Origin of the sequence: Nocardioides alkalitolerans, from assembly GCA_038184435.1 — a bacterium.
GTDB classification, from domain to species: Bacteria; Actinomycetota; Actinomycetes; order Propionibacteriales; family Nocardioidaceae; genus Nocardioides; species Nocardioides alkalitolerans_A.
This window is the reverse complement of sequence record CP116227.1, coordinates 1337502-1354695: the sequence shown is the minus strand read 5'-3', so window position 1 is coordinate 1354695 and position 17194 is coordinate 1337502. Positions and strand designations below refer to the sequence as shown.

Sequence of the window (17194 nt, the reverse complement as noted above, 5' to 3'; positions counted from 1 at the left end):
GGCGCCGCCTCCTAGGTTCGTCGCGTGCGCATCCTCCACACCTCCGACTGGCACCTGGGCCGCTCGTTCCACCGAGCCGACCTGCTGGGCCACCAGGCGGCGTTCGTCGACCACCTCCTCGAGGTGGTCGTCAGCGAGGGCGTGGACCTGGTGGTGGTGGCGGGCGACGTCTACGACCGTGCCCTCCCGCCGGTGGACGCGGTGCGGCTGGCCGACGACGCCATCGCCCGGCTGGCCGCGACCCCGGCGCGCGTCGTCGTCTCGAGCGGCAACCACGACTCCGCGCGGCGGCTGGGTTTCGGCGCGCGGGTGATGGACGCCGCAGGGGTGCACGTGCGCACCGACCCGGCCGGCGTCGGCGTCCCCGTGCTCGTCGAGGACCGGCACGGCCCGGTCGCCGTCCACGCGCTGCCCTACCTCGATCCCGACGCGGTCCGCGAGCCGTGGGGCCTCGCGGCCCGCTCCCACGAGGCGGCGCTGGGTGCCGCGATGCAGCGGGTGCGGGCCGACCTCGCCGGGCGGCCGGGCACCCGGTCGGTCGTCCTGGCCCACGCCTTCGTGGCGGGCGCGCAGCCGAGCGAGTCGGAGCGCGACATCGCCGTCGGCGGGGTGGACCGCGTGCCCACGAGCGTGTTCGACGGGGTGGACTACGTGGCGCTCGGCCACCTCCACTCCCCCCACGTGCTCGACGACCGGTTGCGCTACTCGGGGTCCCCTCTCGCCTACTCGTTCTCCGAGGCCGCCCAGACCAAGGGCTCCTGGTTGGTCGACCTCGCCGCCGACGGCAGCGTCCGCGCCGAGCTCGTGCCCGCCCCGGTGCCCCGGCGCCTGGCGCGGCTGCGGGGCACGCTCGAGGAGCTCCTGGCCGACCCGACGCTCGCCGGTCACGAGGACGCCTGGGTGCAGGCCACCCTGACCGATCCCGTGCGCCCACGGGGAGCCATGGACCGGCTCCGCCGCCGGTTCCCCCACGCCCTCGTCCTCGGCTTCGAGTCGTCCGACCGACCCGCCGGCCTGCCGCCGCGCCCCACCGCCGGGCGCGGTGCCCACGACGTCACCCTCGACTTCGTCTCCTTCGTGCGCGGCACGGCGGCCGACGCGGCCGAGGCGGCCCTGCTCGCGACGGCGTGCGAGGCGTGCACCGGCGACCGCGAGGCCGATCCCGTGCAGGGTCCGGTGCGGGGTCCCGCGGAGGTGGCGGGATGAGGCTGCACCACCTGGAGATCACGGCGTTCGGCCCCTTCGCGGGCACGGTGGCGGTCGACCTCGACGCGCTGGCCGACGGCGGGCTGTTCCTGCTGTGCGGGCCCACCGGGGCCGGGAAGTCCAGCGTGCTCGACGCGATCTGCTTCGCGCTGTACGGCGCGGTGCCGGGCGAGCGCAACGGCGCCCGCCACCTGCGCAGCGACCAGGCGGCCCCCGAGGTCGCGCCCCGCGTCGTGCTCGAGGCGACGTTGTCGGGGCGTCGCTTCCGCTTCAGCCGCAGCCCCGCGTGGGAGCGGCCCAAGAAGCGGGGCGAGGGACTCACGACCCAGCAGGCCACGGTGCTCGTGGAGGAGCGGGTCGACGGGTCCTGGAGCCACCTGACGGGGCGCATCGACGACGCCGGTCACCTCGTCGCGCGGCTCGTGGGGCTCACCCTCACCCAGTTCTGCCAGGTCGTTCTCCTGCCCCAGGGCGAGTTCCAACGCTTCCTCCGCGCGGGCGGCGACGACCGGCAGAAGCTGCTCCAGAGCATCTTCCGCACCGGTCGGTTCGGCGACGTCGAGCGGTGGCTCGCCGAGCACCGACGGGCGCTGCGGCAGGACTCGTTGGCCCTGCAGCGTCCCCTCGCCGAGGCCGTCAACCGCATCAGCGAGGCGGCGGCGGTCCCCCTGCCCGAGGAGGCCCGGTTCGACGATCCCGCCGGTGGGGTCGGGGCGGACGAGCTCGAGGCCTGGGCGGCTGCCGCCGAGGCGGACGCCGCCGAGCGGTCCACGGCGACGGCGGCGGCGCTCGCACCGGCCGTCGCGGCCGCTGCCGCGGCGGCGGAGTCCCTCCGCGTGGCGGAGGAGCTCGAGGGTGCCCGGCGCCGGCAGCAGCAGCTCGCCGCGCGCCACGAGGCCCTGCTCGCCCGCGAGGCGGAGATGGACCAGCAGCGACGCCGGGTCGAGGAGGCGCGTCGTGCCGCCCCGGTCCTCGGTCTCGTGACGACGCGGGACCGTGCGGCGGAGGCGGTGCGCGCCGCGGACGCCGCCCTCGCTGCTGGGCTGCGGCGCCTGGGTCCCGTCGCCGCCGAGACCGCGGGCACGCTCGTGCTCACGCTCGACGACGTGGTCGACCCGCTCGTGCAGGCCGCGCTCGACGAGCCGGCCATCCGGGCCGCGCTGGCTGACGCCCGGGCGCGCCGCGAGCGCTGCACCGATGCGGTCGCCCGCCAGGCGGAGCTCGCCGAGCTCGAGGCCGCCTCGACGCGGGCGTCGGCCGAGCTGGCCGAGCTCGAACGCCGCAGCGTCGAGCTCGACGAGGCCGCGACGACCCTGCCGGCGCGGATCGGCCGGGTGCGCACTGCGCTGCGGGCCGACAGCGCCGCCGTGGAGGCCCGTCGTGCGGCCGAGCACCGGCGCTCCACCGCTGCGGCCGCGTTGGCCGCGGCGGAGCGGGTCGAGAGGCTCGCGGTCGTGCTCGCGGAGGCCGAGGTCGCGCTCGTGGCCGCGCGTGAGGAGACCCAGGCCCGCCGGGAGCACTGGCTCGACCTGCGGGAGCGCCGCCTCGACGGGATGGCCGCCGAGATCGCCCTCGACCTGGCGGTCGGCGACGCCTGTCCCGTGTGCGGTTCCTGCGACCACCCCCACCCGGCCGCAGCCGGCGCGGACGCGCCCGACGCCGCAGCCGAGCGCCGCGCGCGACGGGCCGTCGACGACGCCGAGGCCCACCAGCAGGCGCGGGTCGACGCCGTGCGCGCCGCCGCCGAGAACCTGGCGCGGGCGCGCGAGGCCGCCCAGGGCACCGACGTCGCCGGGTGGCGCACGGTCGTGGCCGACCTCGACGCGATGGTGGCCGACCTGACCGAGCAGCTCGACGGTCTCGCCGACCGGGAGGCCGAGCTGGCGGACCTCGAGGCGCGCCAGCAGGCGCTGGCGGACGACCGCCGCGCCCTCGCCGACCGGACGGCCACGTTGACGGCCGAGCGGCAGCAGCACGCCGTGCGCAGCGGTGAGCTCGCCCGGGTCGTCGGCCGGGTGCGGGCCGTCGAGGGGCAGGAGCCCGCGGCGGCGCTCGCGGCACTGACCGCCACGACCGAGCAGTGGGAGCACGTGCTGGCGGCGCGGATCGACCTCGACCGGGCCGAGGTGCACCTCGCCGAGACCCAGGAGCTGGCGCTCGCCGAGGCGAAGGAGCACGGGTTCGACGACCTCGACGCCGTCGCGGCGGCAGGGCTCCCCCACGCCGAGCTCGCCGCCGTCGAGCAGCAGCTGCGGCGCCACGACGAGGAGGTCGCCTCCACGCGGGAGCAGCTGGCCGACCCGCTCCTCGTCGCCGCGTCGTCCGCCGCGCCGGCCGATCTCGACCGGCTCCGTGCCGCGGCCGAGGAGACGGCGCGCGAGGCCGGCGAGCTCCGCACGCGCCACGACGTGGCCGGGAGCCGCCACCACCGCCTGCAGGCGTTGCTCGCCGACCTGCGTGCCGCGCTCGCGGCATGGGTCCCGGTCCGCGAGCGTTACGACGTGGCCGACCGGGTCGCCACCCTGGCCTCCGGCCGGTCGGCGGACAACCGCGTGCGGCTCGGTCTGGCGGCGTACGTGGTGTCCTGGCGGCTGGGGCAGGTCGTCGCGGCCGCCAACCAGCGGCTGGCGCCGATGACGGCGGCGCGCTACTCGCTCGAGCAGGAGTCGGGCGCCCTGCGGCTCCTCGTGCGCGACGAGTGGAGCGGTGAGCTGCGGGACCCGGCCACGCTCTCGGGCGGCGAGACGTTCCTCGTGTCGCTGGCCCTCGCGCTGGGTCTCGCCGACGTCGTCGCCGGCGAGTCCGCCGCGGACGGCGAGGGCAGCGACCTGGAGACGCTCTTCGTCGACGAGGGCTTCGGGTCGCTCGACGCGGAGACGCTGGACGACGTCATGGACACGCTCGACGAGCTCCGCGAGGGCGGACGCGTCGTCGGCGTCGTCAGCCACGTCAGCGAGCTGCGCACCCGCATCCCGACCCAGCTGCAGGTGGCGCCGTCGCGGTCCGGGTCACGATTGAGCATCGTCCACGCCGACGGCTGAGGCGCGGACGCGGTGCCGTGGCCCGGTGGTCTAGGTTCGGTCGCATGAGCGGTCTCGGCATCGACGCGTCATTCCTCGACCTCCCGTTCCGGCACCTGGCGGACGTCGCCCTCGGCCGTGCGGCCGACCTGGGGGTCACCCACGCGGACTTCCGGTTCGAGCGGGTGCGCTACCAGGACCTGCACGTCCGCGACGGCTCGCTGCTCGGCACGCAGGACAGCTCGGACGTCGGCTTCGCCGTCCGTGTCGTCCACGGCGGGGCGTGGGGGTTCGCGTCGGGGGTCGTGCTCACGGAGGCCGAGGCCCGCCACGTGGCGGAGCGGGCCGTCGAGGTCGCCCGGGTCGCGGCGGCCATGACGACCGTCCCCGTCGAGCTGGCCGACGAGCCGGTCTACGCCGACGTGTCGTGGACCTCGCCCTACGAGATCGACCCCCTCGAGGTGCCCGTCGCCGAGAAGGTCGCCCTGCTCGTCGACTTCACCGAGCGCCTTCGGGCGCACGACGTCGTCGGCCACGCCACCGCCGGCCTGCGGCAGGTGCGGGAGAACAAGTTCTACGCCGACCTGGCGGGCACGCGCACCACGCAGCAGCGGGTGCGGCTGATGCCCGAGGTCACCGCGATGGGCGCCGACGCCGAGCGCGGCATCTTCGACTCGATGACGTCGATCGCCCCGCCCGTGGGCCGCGGGTGGGAGTACCTGGTCGGCCGCCCCGGCGCCGGCGGGTGGGACTGGGACGCGGAGCTGGCCGAGATGCCCGACCTCCTGGCCGAGAAGCTGCGCGCGCCGAGCGTCGAGGCCGGCACCTACGACCTCGTCATCCACCCCTCGAACCTGTGGCTCACCATCCACGAGTCCATCGGTCACGCGACCGAGCTCGACCGGGCGCTGGGCTACGAGGCGAACTACGCCGGCACGAGCTTCGCGACCTACGACCAGCTCGGGTCGCTGCAGTACGGCTCGCCCGTCATGAACGTCACCGGCGACCGCACCGCGCCCCACGGGCTGGCGTCGATCGGCTGGGACGACGAGGGCGTCGCCACCCAGTCGTGGGACATCGTCAAGGACGGCGTGCTCGTCGGCTACCAGCTCGACCGGGTGATGGGCCGGCAGAAGCCCGAGCTCAACGACGGCCGCTCCAACGGCTGCGCCTACGCCGACTCGCCCGGCCACATCCCGATCCAGCGGATGGCGAACGTGTCGCTGCAGCCCGATCCCGACGGCCCCAGCACGGAGGGCCTCATCGAGCGCGTCGAGCGCGGGATCTACGTCGTCGGCGACAAGTCGTGGTCGATCGACATGCAGCGCTACAACTTCCAGTTCACCGGGCAGCGGTTCTACAAGATCGAGGACGGCCGCCTCGCCGGCCAGCTGCGCGACGTCGCCTACCAGGCGACGACCACCGACTTCTGGGGCTCCATGGAGGCCGTCGGCGGCCCCGAGACCTACGTCCTGGGAGGCGCGTTCAACTGTGGCAAGGCCCAGCCCGGCCAGGTGGCCTCGGTGAGCCACGGCTGCCCGACGGCGCTGTTCCGCGGCGTACGGATCCTCAACACAGGAGAGGAGGCGGGCAAGTGACCACCTCGCCCACGCCCCAGGAGCTCGTCGAGCGCGCCCTCGAGGCCAGCCGTAGCGACGACGCGGTCGTCATCGTCCGCACCACCTCCAGCGCCAACCTGCGCTGGGCCAACAACACCCTCACCACCAACGGCGAGATGAGCGGCATCCAGGTGTCGGTGCTCGCCTTCGACCGCCGCGGCGACGGCGTCGCGGTGGGCTCGGTCACGAGCGCGGCGAGCGACCTCGCGGAGGTCCTCTCCCTCGTCGAGCTGGCGGACGCCGCTGCGCGGGCGGCGGACGTCGCCGACGACGCCGCCGACCTCGTCAGCGGCGTCGCTGCCCCCGACTGGGCGGAGCCGCCGGCCCGCACCTCCATCGGCGTGTACGACGCGGTCGCGCCCGCTCTCGGCACGGCGTTCGGCACCGCCGGGGGCGGCGGTCGGGTGCTCTACGGGTTCGTCGACCACGAGGTGGCGACGGTCTACGTCGGTTCCACCACCGGGTTGCGGCTGCGGCACGTGCAGCCGACCGGCCACTGGGCGTGCACGGCCAAGCCGACGTCGCTCGACCAGAGCGCGTGGGTCGGCGGCGCCACCCGCGACTTCACCGACGTGGACCCGGTCGCGTTCGAGGCCGAGCTGACGCGCCGCCTGGGCTGGGGCAGCCGGCGGGTGGACCTGCCCGCAGGGCGCTACGACACGGTGCTCCCCCCGACGTCGACGGCCGACCTCATGATCTACCTGCTGTGGATCTCGGGGGCGCTCGACGCCCACGACGGGCAGTCGGTGTGGAGCCGTCCCGGCGGCGGCACGCGCGTCGGTGAGCAGGTCGCCGCGCCCGGCGTTCGGCTGCACTCGGCGCCGGCCTACCCCGGGCTCGAGGCCGTGCCGTTCGTCCACACCACCGCCTCGAGCGAGAGCGCCTCGGTCTTCGACAACGGCCTGCCGATCGTGCCGACGGACTGGATCCGCGACGGGGTGCTCACCTCGCTGCTGACGAGCCGGCACTCGGCGCGCGTGACGGGTCTCCCCGTCAACCCGGCGCCGGACAACCTCGTGCTCGACGTCGCCGGCGGAGAGGGCATGACGGAGGACCTCGTGGCCGGCACCGAGCGGGGCCTGCTCGTGACGTCGCTCTGGTACATCCGTGTCGTCGATCCGCAGTCGATGCTGCTGACCGGCCTCACCCGCGACGGGGTCTACCTGGTCGAGGGCGGCGAGATCACCGGTCTCGTCACCAACTTCCGCTTCAACGAGAGCCCCGTCGACCTCCTCAACCGGTTCAGCCACGCCGGCGCGACCGAGCTCAGCTTCAGCCGCGAGTGGGGCGACTACTTCTCGCGCACCGCCACGCCGGCGCTGCGGATCCCCGACTTCAACATGTCGAGCGTGTCGCAGGCGCAGTAGGCGCGCCTCGGTGGGTACCGGTGGCCCGCTGCGCCGGCCGGGCGCAGCGGGCGCACGAGCGCCGGACCACCGACCGAGGGAGACGGACATGCGCAAGCTGACGCTGGTGATCGGGATCGGGATCGGGTACGTGCTGGGGGCGCGTGCCGGCACGCAGCGCTACGAGCAGTTGAAGGCGCAGGCCCAGAAGGCCTGGCAGAACCCGACGGTGCAGGACAAGGTCGAGCAGGCCCAGGAGAAGGTCAAGGAGACCGCCCCGCAGGTCGCCGAGAAGGTGAGCGGCAAGGCGAGCGACGTCGCCCACACCGTCACCGAGAAGGTCCGGGGCGACGACAGCGGAGACGGCGGCGAGAACGGCGGCGCCCACGCGGCCGGCGCCGCGCAGCCCGGCTCCGCCTTCGGCGCGTGAGGGGCTGCCGGTGAGCAGCGTCCACGGGGACGAGACGACCGGCGAGCTGATCGCGCGCCTGTCGACGCAGACGTCCGAGCTGCTCCGCGGCGAGATCCGTCTCGCCCAGGCGGAGATCACCCAGAAGGTGAAGTACGCCGGGTTCGGCGCGGGGGCGTTCGGCGCCGCCGGCGTGCTGGCGCTGTACGGCGGGGGTGCGCTGATCGCGACGGTGATCATCGCCCTCGCCTTGGTGCTGCCCGCCTGGCTCGCCGCCCTCGTCGTGACCGCGGCCCTGTTTCTCCTGGCCGCCCTGCTCGCCGTGGTCGGCCGGAGCCAGGTCAAGCACGCGGCTCCCCCGGTGCCCGAGCGCGCCGTGGAGGGGCTCAAGACCGACGTCCGCACCGTGAAGGAGGCCCGCGAGCATGGCCACGCCTGAGGGATCGAGCGACGAGCAGCAGCAGCCGAGCGTCGCCGAGCTGGAGGAGCAGGTCGCGCAGACCCGCGCCGACCTGGCCGACACCGTCGAGGCGCTGGCGGCGAAGGCCGACGTGACGGGACGCGCCAAGCACAAGGCCGAGGAGGTCGTGCAGCACGCCCGCGCGTCCGCCGAGGTGACCGCCGGGCAGGCCGCCCAGGCGGCGGCGCACGCCCGCGAGCAGCTGACCGACGACCGCGGTAGGCCCACGCCCGTCGCCCTCGGCGTCGCCGGCGGCCTGCTCGTGCTGGGTCTCGTCGTCGGGGTCGTCGTCCGGCGGCGCAGGGGCTAGGCGTGGGGGCTCCTCCGCCGGACGACCCGCGCAAGCCCGACGAGGTCCGCGACATCGAGGCGCCGTCGTGGCGCTACGTGCTGCGCCGCACGTTCCGGGAGTTCGGCAAGGACCAGTGCACCGACCTCGCGGCAGCACTGACCTACTACGCCGTCCTGGCCCTCTTTCCCGGGCTCGTGGCGCTCCTCGCGCTGGTAGGTCTCGTGGGGCAGGGACAGGCCACGGTCGACACGCTGCTGCAGGTGCTCCGGGACGTCGGCGCGGGCAACGCCGCCACCACGCTGGAGCCCACGCTCCAGCAGCTGGCCTCCTCGCAGACCGCCGGCGTCGCCTTCGTCGTCGGTCTCGCCACGGCGCTGTGGTCGGCCTCGGGCTACGTCGGCTCGTTCGGCCGGGCGATGAACCGGGTCTACGAGATCCGCGAGGGTCGGCCGGTGTGGAAGCTGCGTCCGGTGATGCTGCTGCTCACGGCCGTCGCCGTGGTGCTCGTCGCGCTGGTCGCGCTCGCCCTCGTGCTGACCGGCCCGGCGGCGTCCGCGGTGGGCGACGCCATCGGCCTCGGCGACACCGCGGTGCTCGTCTGGAACATCGCGAAGTGGCCCGTCGTGCTCGGTGCGGTGGTGCTGGTCGTCGCGCTGCTCTACTACGTGACGCCCAACGTGCAGCAGCCGAGGTTCCGCTGGATCAGCCTCGGCGCCGTCCTGGCGATCGTCGTCTGGCTGGTCGCGTCGGCGGCGTTCGGCTTCTACGTGGCGAACTTCGGCAGCTACAACCGCACCTACGGGTCGCTCGCGGGGGTCGCGGTCTTCCTGCTCTGGCTCTGGATCACCAACCTCGCGCTGCTGCTCGGCGCCGAGCTGGACGCCGAGCTGGAGCGCGGTCGCGAGCTCCAGGCCGGGATCGCCGCGGAGGAGAGCATCCAGCTCCCGCCCCGCGACACCCACGCCATCGAGAAGAGCGACGAGAAGCACGCGGACGACGTGCAGGACGGACGCGAGCTCCGCCACGCCGCCGGACGGCGGTCCGACGGCGCCGCCTCGAGCGACGGGTGACCCTCAGGTGCCGGTGGTCGGGTGTCCGCCCGGCACCGGCACCTCGGGGTCGTACGGCGTGCGCGTGTAGACGAACGTCGCCACGACGAGGTGGCTGACGCTGCCGTCCCGGCGGCGGTGCACCTCGACCGTCTCGCCGTCGTGGTAGCCGCCGGTGCCGACCAGCCGCTCCTCCCCCGGTGCGCCGCGCAGGGCGAACCGGTGCGCCACGGCGCCACCGCGACGCACGACGACCTCGTCGCCCGCTGCGCCCTCCACCCGCACGACGTACGGCGTGTTGCCCCAGTGCCACACCCCGACGACGTCCCGCACCAGCGCGGGCACGGCGGCCGGCGCCCGCCAGGGCGTCGGCAGCGTCGGTTCGTGCGCGTGCAGCAGCTCGAGCAGGTCGACGGCGAGCCCGCCCGCCGGTACGCCGGTGGTCGAGCCCGCGAGGACGACCGCTCCCGTGCGGCGCGGGGCGTCGACGAAGCAGGCCGCCTGGAAGCCGGGCATCGAGCCGGTGTGGCCGCGGAGCATCCCGGACCCGCCCGCCAGGAGGGCGAGCCCGAGCCCGTGGGCGCTGGCCAGGCCCGACGCGCGGGTGGCGCCCACCGGGTGGCTCGCCAGGTCCAGCCACGGCCCGTCGAGCACGTCGGGGTGCCCGGCGGCGAGGAACGCGGCGTACCGGCCCAGGTCGGTGACCGTCGACCAGGCCTGCCCGGCGGGTGCCATGGCCCCCGTGTCGGTGGCGGGCTCGGGCACCAGCTCGCTCGTGTAGGGGTGCACCGAGGCGCCGCTGGCGTGCGGGGCCTCGGGGCCGTAGGAGGTGCGCGTCATCCCGAGCGGCTCGAGCACGGCGGAGCGCGCGAGCGACCACCAGTCCGTGCCGCGGACGCGCGCGGCCGCCTCGCCGAGCAGGGCGAAGCCGAGGTTGGTGTAGTGGTACTGCTGGCCGGCCGGGAAGACCGCGCCCGCGCCCGGGTTGGCGGCGACGAGGTCGGCGAACGAGCCGCCCTCCGTGCGCTCCCACCACTCGCCCGCGGGCTCGGACTGCATGCCCGACGTGTGGGAGAGCAGCTGGCGGAGGGTGCGGTCGCCGTAGGTGCCGATCGGCTCGCCGAGGGCCTCGTCGATCCTGCCGCCGAGGTCGAGCAGGCCGTCGCGCACGGCCTGCAGCACGACGACCGCGGTGAGCGTCTTCGTGATCGACCCGATGCGGTACTGCGTGTCCTCGACCGGCCCGGGCACCTCGCCCCAGCCGCCCGACCACACGAGCGTCCCGTCCCGCACCACGCCGGCGACCAGCGACGGCGCCCGGGCGGCGACCTGGGTCTCCGCGACGCGGGTGAGCAGCGCGCGGGCGGTGCCGGCCAGGACCGGCGCGTCGTCCCTCACGCGCCCTCCCCCACGAGGACCCCGTCCTCCGCGAAGGCCTCGAGGGGCGGGCAGGCGCAGACGAGGTTGCGGTCGCCGTACGCCTGGTCGATGCGGGCGACCGGCGGCCAGTACTTGTCGACGTCGTGGCCCTGGGGGAAGACGGCAGTCTCGCGCGAGTAGGCGCGGTCCCACTCGCCGACCAGGGCGCGGGTCGTGTGCGGCGCGTGGCGCAGCGGCGACTCCTCCGCGCTCCACTCCCCCGCCTCGACCCGGGCGATCTCCGCACGGATCGAGATCATGGCGTCGCAGAAGCGGTCGAGCTCGGCCAGGTCCTCCGACTCGGTCGGCTCCACCATGAGGGTCCCCGCCACCGGGAACGACATGGTCGGCGCGTGGAAGCCGTGGTCGACGAGCCGCTTCGCGACGTCGTCCACCGTCACGCCCGTGGCCTTCGTGAGCGGCCGGAGGTCGAGGATGCACTCGTGGGCCACCAGCCCGTTCGCGCCGCGGTAGAGCACCGGGAAGTGCTCCCCCAGTCGCGCGGCGACGTAGTTCGCCGACAGCACGGCGACCGCCGTCGCCCGCGCGAGCCCCGCGGCCCCCATGAGGCGCACGTAGGCCCACGAGATCGGCAGGATGCCCGCCGACCCGTGCGGCGCAGCGCTGATCGGGCCGATCCCGTCCCGCCGCTCCGGGTCGGGGTGAAGGGGGTGCGAGGGCAGGTACGGCGCCAGGTGCGCCCGCACGGCCACGGGGCCCACGCCGGGACCGCCGCCGCCGTGCGGGATGCAGAACGTCTTGTGCAGGTTGAGGTGGGAGACGTCGCCGCCGAAGGCCCCCGGTCGGGCGTGGCCGACGAGGGCGTTGAGGTTGGCCCCGTCGACGTACACCTGGCCGCCGTGGGCGTGCACGACCTCGCAGAGCTCGGTGACGGTGTCCTCGTAGACGCCGTGGGTCGAGGGGTAGGTGATCATGATCGCCGCGAGGTCGTCGGCGTGCTCCGCGCAGGCGCGGCGGAGGTCGTCGAGGTCGACGCCGCCGTCGTCGCGGGAGGCGACGACCACGACCCGCATGCCGGCCATGACCGCGGACGCCGCGTTGGTGCCGTGGGCCGAGGACGGGATGAGGCAGACGTCACGGGCGGAGTCGCCGCGCGCCTCGTGGTAGGCCCGGATCGCCATCAGGCCGGCGAGCTCGCCCTGCGAGCCCGCGTTGGGCTGGATCGACACGCGGTCGTAGCCGGTCACCTCGGCCAGCCAGCCCTCAAGGTCGGCGACGAGGCGCCGGTAGCCGGCCGCGTCCTCCGCGGGCACGAAGGGGTGGAGGTCGGCGAAGCCCGGGAGGCTCACCGGCTCCATCTCGGTCGTGGCGTTGAGCTTCATCGTGCACGAGCCCAGCGGGATCATGCCGCGGTCCAGCGCGTAGTCGCGTCCCGAGAGCCGGCGCAGGTAGCGCAGCATCTGCGTCTCGCTGTGGTGGCTCGAGAAGACGTCGTGGGTGAGGTACGGCGTGGTGCGGGCCAGCGCGGTGGGAAGGGCGTCACGGGCCGGGTCCACGCGGACAGGCACCACGCCGAACGCCGCGTGGAGGGCGCGGAGCGTGTGCGGCCCGCTCACCTCGGAGAACGCGACGCCGACCGTGTCGGCGTCGACGAGCCGCAGGTGGAGACCCTCGTCCCGCGCCGCGGCGACCGTCCCGGCGGCGCCGCCGGGGACCCGGACCGTGACGGTGTCGAAGAACGCGGTCGTCGGCACGTCGAGACCGGCCGCCCGCAGCGACGCGGCAGCCCGAGCGGCGAGGTCGTGGGTGCGCTCGGCGATCCGGCGCAGTCCGTCGGGACCGTGGTAGACGGCGTACATCGACGCCACCACCGCGAGCAGCACCTGCGCGGTGCAGATGTTGGAGGTGGCCTTGTCGCGACGGATGTGCTGCTCCCGGGTCTGCAGCGCGAGCCGGTAGGCCGGCCGCCCCTCCGCGTCCACGGACACCCCGACGAGGCGCCCGGGGAGGTTCCGCTCCAGCCCGGCGCGCACCGCGACGTACGCCGCGTGCGGTCCCCCGTGGAAGAGCGGCACCCCGAAGCGCTGGGTCGAGCCGACCGCGACGTCGGCCCCCAGCGTGCCCGGGGACTCCAGGAGGGTGAGCGCGAGGAGGTCGGCGGCGACGACGGCGAGCCCGCCGTGCTCGTGCGCGGCGTCGATGACCGGCCGGGGGTCGCGGACCTCGCCGGAGGCGCCGGGGTACTGCACCAGCACGCCGCACAGGCCGGTCTCGGCGACCGACGACGGCAGTCCGCCGGCGAGGTCGGCCACCACGACCTCGATGCCCATGGCGGCCGCGCGGGTGCGCACGACCGCGATCGTCTGCGGCAGCGCGTCGGCGTCGACCACGAAGGGCCCGCGGGCCTTGCGGTTCGCTCGCCGCACGAGCGTCATGGCCTCCGCGGCCGCCGTGCCCTCGTCGAGGAGGGACGCGTTCGCGGTCGGCAGGCCGGTCAGGTCCCCCACCATCGTCTGGAAGTTGAGGAGCGCCTCCAGCCGGCCCTGGGAGATCTCGGGCTGGTAGGGCGTGTAGGCCGTGTACCAGCTCGGGTCCTCGAGCACGTTGCGGCGGATCACCGCCGGGGTCACGGTGCCGTGGTAGCCCAGCCCGATCATCGGCTCCGCCAGGCCGTTCGCCGCGGCGAGGGCGCGCAGCTCGGCGGCGACGTCCTGCTCCGAGGCCGGCGCGGGCAGGTGCAGACGGACGTCGCGGTCACGGATGGAGGCGGGCACGGCCGCGTCCATGAGGGCGTCGAGCGACTCGTGGCCCAGGCGGGCGAGCATGGTGGCGACGGCATCGGCGTCGGGGCCGATGTGGCGGCGGGCGAAGCCCAGCACGTCGTCCGTCGCGAGGTCGGGGGTCGTGGGATCGGCGTCCATGAGGCGCTCCGTTCGGGGTCGGCCGGTTCGCCTCCCCCTCTGTCCCGACCACGGCGTGCGGTTCAGAGTCGCCTGCCCGTGCGGTCCGGGTGCCTGAGAGGTTCCGGGGAGGAATTGCCCCTTCGGCGCGCCGCGGGCGGACCCGCGGAGGCTCTCCCGCACGGGATGAGCAGCGACCGCCAACCTAGCACCCGGCACGGCGGCGTACCGCCCCCCTCGACGACATCGTCCCTGACGTTCCGCACTCGACACGCCGCCCCGGAGGGGCGACACGGTGCGGAACGTCAGGGACGACGGGGAGAGGAGGAACGCCCGTACGGCGCGGGGAGAGGTCAGCCGATGCGTCGGGCGCGGCGCGCGGCGAGCTCGTCGACGGCGGAGGGACCGGAGGACGCCGCGGCGGCGTCGTCGCCGGTGCGCTCGCTGGGGAGCTCGGCGAGCGAGCCCTCGATCTCCCGCCAGACACCGCCGATGGCGATGCCGAACACGCCCTGGCCGCCCTGGAGCAGGTCGATGACCTCGTCGTTGGTCGTGCACTCGTAGACCGACGCGCCGTCGCTCATCAGCGTGACGCGCGTCAGGTCGTCGGTGCCGCGCTCACGCAGGTGGGAAATCGCCGTGCGGATCTGCGGCAGCGAGATCCCCGCGTCGAGCAGACGCTTGATGATCTTGAGGATGAGGATGTCGCGGAAGGAGTACAGCCGCTGCGAGCCCGAGCCCTTCGCGCCGCGGATGGTCGGCTCGACCAGCCCGGTGCGGGCCCAGTAGTCCAGCTGGCGGTAGGTGATGCCCGCGGCGTTGCACGCGGTGGGACCGCGGTAGCCCTGGTCGCTCGGGAGCGGCGACACGTCGTCGGTGAACAGCAGACCCTGCTCCTCGGCGACCTCGGTCGCCTCGACGACCGCGCGGTCGTCAGCAGCACCGCGCACGTGCTGCTCGTCGTTCATGCCCACTGCGACCTCTTCTCCGGTTCCTCCGCGCATCGCAACTCCGGTGGGGGAAGGGTGTCGTGCGGAGCACAACGGTGGAGTTACAGCGAAGGGCTCCAACGTAGGCGGCACCCGTACCCCGGTCAACGCACGACACGCCGACCGGAAGCCTCAATCTCAAGTTGAGGGTCAGACCTGGCCCCCGGATCAGTCCGACTCGAAGTCCTCGGGCGTCACGTGGTCGAGGAACTCGCGGAACTTCTCGACCTCGTCCTCCTGCTCGGCGGGGACGGCCAGACCGGCCTCGTCCAGCACCTCGTCGGCGCACACGATGCGCGAGCCGGTGCGGAGCGCCAGGGCGATGGAGTCCGACGGACGGGCGCTGACCTCGACGCCGGAGGCGAGCACGAGCAGCGCGAAGAAAACGCCGTCGCGCACCTCGACGATCCGCACCTCCTCGAGAGCATTGCCGGTCGCCTCGAGCAGGTCCTTCATCAGGTCGTGCGTCAGCGGGCGGGGCGGCGTCACCCCCTGCTGCGCGAACGCGATGGCGGTGGCCTCCACGGCACCGATCCAGATCGGCAGGTACCGCTCCCCCGCCGCCTCGCGCAGCAGCACGATCGGACTGTTGGAGGGCATCTCCACCCGGACTCCGACGACATCGACCTCGCGCACGACGTCCACCATAGACGCACCCCCGAACCCGGGCGGTGCGGCCGCCGCCGTCAGCGGTCGGGCAGGGCGGCCTTCACGAGCGTGGCGTGGAGGCGCACCGTGAGGGCGGCGATCTGGGCCGCGGTGTCCGCGGCGCGCGCCTCCGCCGCGGCGTCGCGGCTGCGACGCACGGGCGCCACGACCTGCTCCACCAGGCCCGCCTCGCGGTCCGCCGCGGCACGGAAGGCGCGCAGGTGCCGGGGCTCGATGCCGAACGCGTCGAGCTCGCGGGCGGTGTCGGCGACGACGAGGTCCTCCGCGTCGTAGTGGCCCGACGCGTTCGCGCGGACCAGCCCGAACTGCTCGAGCACGGCGAGGAACGCGTCGTCGATCCGGGCCACCTCGACGAGCTCGCGGCGCGTGAGGCGCATGGAGGTGCGCCGGCGGAACTCCTCCGGACCGGGGAGGCCGTCGGACGCCAGCGCCACCTTCGGCACCTGCGGCTGCAGGCCCTCGATCGGCGGCGGCTCGAGGCCGCGGTCGATGGCGTCCAGGTGCTCGCCGATCACCTTGAGCGGCAAGTAGTGGTCGCGCTGCATGACCAGCACGTACCGCAACCGCTCCACGTCGTGCGCGGAGAACTTGCGGTAGCCCGCCGAGGTGCGCTCGGGCTTGATGAGCCCCTTGTCCTCGAGGAAGCGGATCTTGGGGATCGTGATCCCCGGGAAGTCCGGACGCAGCAGGTCCAGGACCTGCCCGATGGTGAGACGACCCGCCGGTGCGTCCTCGCTCCGGCGCGGGGCCGGGCCGGGTGCGGCCATGCTCAGACCGGCGAACCCGAGAAGAAGACGAGCCGGTACTTGCCGATCTGCACCTCGTCGCCGTCCTTGAGCGTGACCTCGTCGATGCGGTCACGGTTCACGTAGGTGCCGTTGAGGCTCCCGACGTCGCTGACGGTGAACACGCCCCCGTCGCGGCGGAAGTCCGCGTGACGGCGGGAGACGGTGACGTCGTCGAGGAAGATCTCGCTGTCGGGGTGACGACCGGCGGACACGAGGTCGGTGTCGAGCAGGAACCGGCTGCCCGCGCCGGGCCCCCGCTGCACGACGAGCAGGGCGTGGCCCGGCGGCAGGGCGTCCACGGCGGCGGCGTCGACCGCGTTGAGCGCGCGGTCGGAGCTCTCCGTTGCCGACGACGACGGGATCGAGATCGTCGCCGTCGCGTCCGACACCGCGCTCGGCGCCGAGGTCACCATCTTGGTGCCGCACTGGGAGCAGAACCGTGCGTCGTCCGGGTTCTGCCTACCGCAGGCTGTGCAGAACGGCATGGTGAGGGCCTCCTGAGCGTCCTTCGTCGATGGCACGAACCCTCAGCACGCGGCTGAGGGTGTCGGGTGGTGAGAACCTATCAGCCACGCTGGTTCGATCAAGCCGAAAGGGCCCGTCGCCGGGGGCGGTCCAGCCCTCCGGACCTCAGCCCGGGAGGTCGGCCTGGTACGTCGCGGCGTCGAGGAGCCCGTCGACGGCGTCGGCGTCGGCCGGGACGACCTCGAACAGCCACCCGTCGCCGTACGGGTCCGCGTTGACGACCTCCGGGGTGGCGTCGAGCGTCTCGTTGACCGCGACCACCTCGCCGGTGACGGGCGCGTAGATCTCGCTCACCGACTTGTGCGACTCCAGCTCGCCGCACGGTGTGCCGGCGGTGACGGTCTCCCCCACCTCGGGCAGCGTGACGTAGACGATCCCGCCCAGCTCGTCCTGCGCGTAGTGGGTCACGCCGACCCGGACGGCGGGCCCGTCGCCGGTGCGGACCCACTCGTGCTCGGCGGTGTACTTCAGGTCGTCGGGGTACACGGCGCTCCTCGCGTCGATCGGCTGCGGTCGTGCCCGACCCTAGGTCATCGGCCCGC

General features: G+C 74.5%; 15 protein-coding genes and 1 riboswitch. Of the genes, 8 read left to right on the top strand and 7 right to left on the bottom strand.

Going from position 1 to position 17194, the window contains the following annotated elements; all coding sequences use genetic code 11:
* Window positions 1–24 precede the first annotated feature (24 nt).
* From PIR53_06525 to PIR53_06490, 8 genes are all read left to right on the top strand, one after another.
* Window positions 25–1206, top strand: coding sequence for an exonuclease SbcCD subunit D (locus PIR53_06525; GenBank protein ID WZH53643.1), 1182 nt, complete (start codon window positions 25–27; stop codon window positions 1204–1206).
* A complete protein-coding gene (locus PIR53_06520) occupies window positions 1203–4247 on the top strand; it encodes an SMC family ATPase (GenBank protein WZH53642.1) in 3045 nt (1014 codons plus the stop codon). The genes PIR53_06525 and PIR53_06520 overlap by 4 nt, the downstream gene beginning before the upstream one ends.
* Window positions 4248–4291: 44 nt before the next feature.
* Entirely contained in the window at window positions 4292–5824 is a 1533-nt protein-coding gene (locus tag PIR53_06515) for a TldD/PmbA family protein (GenBank protein ID WZH53641.1), read from the top strand.
* On the top strand, window positions 5821–7212 hold the full coding sequence (locus PIR53_06510; protein ID WZH53640.1) for a metallopeptidase TldD-related protein: 1392 nt from the start codon (window positions 5821–5823) through the stop codon (window positions 7210–7212). Before PIR53_06515 ends, PIR53_06510 begins: the two co-directional genes overlap by 4 nt.
* A gap of 88 nt (window positions 7213–7300) precedes the next feature.
* Entirely contained in the window at window positions 7301–7621 is a 321-nt protein-coding gene (locus PIR53_06505; GenBank protein WZH53639.1) for a hypothetical protein, read from the top strand.
* A 10-nt stretch (window positions 7622–7631) separates the two neighbouring features.
* Window positions 7632–8039, top strand: coding sequence for a phage holin family protein (locus PIR53_06500; GenBank protein ID WZH53638.1), 408 nt, complete (start codon window positions 7632–7634; stop codon window positions 8037–8039).
* Window positions 8026–8370: a DUF3618 domain-containing protein gene (locus PIR53_06495; protein WZH53637.1), complete on the top strand. Its 345-nt coding sequence runs from the start codon at window positions 8026–8028 to the stop codon at window positions 8368–8370. The genes PIR53_06500 and PIR53_06495 overlap by 14 nt, the downstream gene beginning before the upstream one ends.
* Window positions 8371–8372: 2 nt before the next feature.
* Window positions 8373–9422, top strand: a complete 1050-nt coding sequence (locus PIR53_06490) for a YihY/virulence factor BrkB family protein (protein WZH53636.1) — start codon at window positions 8373–8375, stop codon at window positions 9420–9422.
* Between the two features lie 3 nt (window positions 9423–9425).
* Here PIR53_06490 and PIR53_06485 read toward each other — a convergent pair whose 3' ends face one another.
* The 7 genes from PIR53_06485 to gcvH form a co-directional block, all read right to left on the bottom strand.
* Entirely contained in the window at window positions 9426–10799 is a 1374-nt protein-coding gene (locus tag PIR53_06485) for a serine hydrolase (GenBank protein WZH53635.1), read from the bottom strand.
* Entirely contained in the window at window positions 10796–13702 is a 2907-nt protein-coding gene (gene gcvP / locus PIR53_06480; protein ID WZH53634.1) for an aminomethyl-transferring glycine dehydrogenase, read from the bottom strand. Before gcvP ends, PIR53_06485 begins: the two co-directional genes overlap by 4 nt.
* A gap of 71 nt (window positions 13703–13773) precedes the next feature.
* Window positions 13774–13871: riboswitch (glycine riboswitch) on the bottom strand.
* A gap of 163 nt (window positions 13872–14034) precedes the next feature.
* Entirely contained in the window at window positions 14035–14649 is a 615-nt protein-coding gene (locus PIR53_06475; protein WZH53633.1) for a MerR family transcriptional regulator, read from the bottom strand.
* A gap of 189 nt (window positions 14650–14838) precedes the next feature.
* The gene (locus tag PIR53_06470; protein ID WZH53632.1) at window positions 14839–15306 is read right to left on the bottom strand and encodes a bifunctional nuclease family protein; all 468 of its coding nucleotides are present in this window, start codon (window positions 15304–15306) and stop codon (window positions 14839–14841) included.
* A 50-nt stretch (window positions 15307–15356) separates the two neighbouring features.
* Entirely contained in the window at window positions 15357–16106 is a 750-nt protein-coding gene (locus PIR53_06465) for a MerR family transcriptional regulator (protein ID WZH53631.1), read from the bottom strand.
* A gap of 2 nt (window positions 16107–16108) precedes the next feature.
* Window positions 16109–16612, bottom strand: a complete 504-nt coding sequence (locus PIR53_06460; GenBank protein WZH54413.1) for an FHA domain-containing protein — start codon at window positions 16610–16612, stop codon at window positions 16109–16111.
* 145 nt (window positions 16613–16757) lie between these two features.
* Window positions 16758–17138, bottom strand: a complete 381-nt coding sequence (gene gcvH / locus PIR53_06455) for a glycine cleavage system protein GcvH (protein ID WZH53630.1) — start codon at window positions 17136–17138, stop codon at window positions 16758–16760.
* Window positions 17139–17194 lie beyond the last annotated feature (56 nt).

Bases quoted from the DNA above. Each gene is read 5' to 3' on its own strand.
- PIR53_06520 (WZH53642.1), top strand. From the start codon at position 1,203: ATGAGGCTGCACCACCTGGAGATCACGGCGTTCGGCCCCTTCGCGGGC.
- PIR53_06515 (WZH53641.1), top strand. From the start codon at position 4,292: ATGAGCGGTCTCGGCATCGACGCGTCATTCCTCGACCTCCCGTTCCGG.
- PIR53_06505 (WZH53639.1), top strand. From the start codon at position 7,301: ATGCGCAAGCTGACGCTGGTGATCGGGATCGGGATCGGGTACGTGCTG.
- PIR53_06495 (WZH53637.1), top strand. From the start codon at position 8,026: ATGGCCACGCCTGAGGGATCGAGCGACGAGCAGCAGCAGCCGAGCGTC.
- gcvP (WZH53634.1), bottom strand. From the start codon at position 13,702: ATGGACGCCGATCCCACGACCCCCGACCTCGCGACGGACGACGTGCTG.
- PIR53_06475 (WZH53633.1), bottom strand. From the start codon at position 14,649: ATGAACGACGAGCAGCACGTGCGCGGTGCTGCTGACGACCGCGCGGTC.
- PIR53_06465 (WZH53631.1), bottom strand. From the start codon at position 16,106: ATGGCCGCACCCGGCCCGGCCCCGCGCCGGAGCGAGGACGCACCGGCG.
- PIR53_06460 (WZH54413.1), bottom strand. From the start codon at position 16,612: ATGCCGTTCTGCACAGCCTGCGGTAGGCAGAACCCGGACGACGCACGG.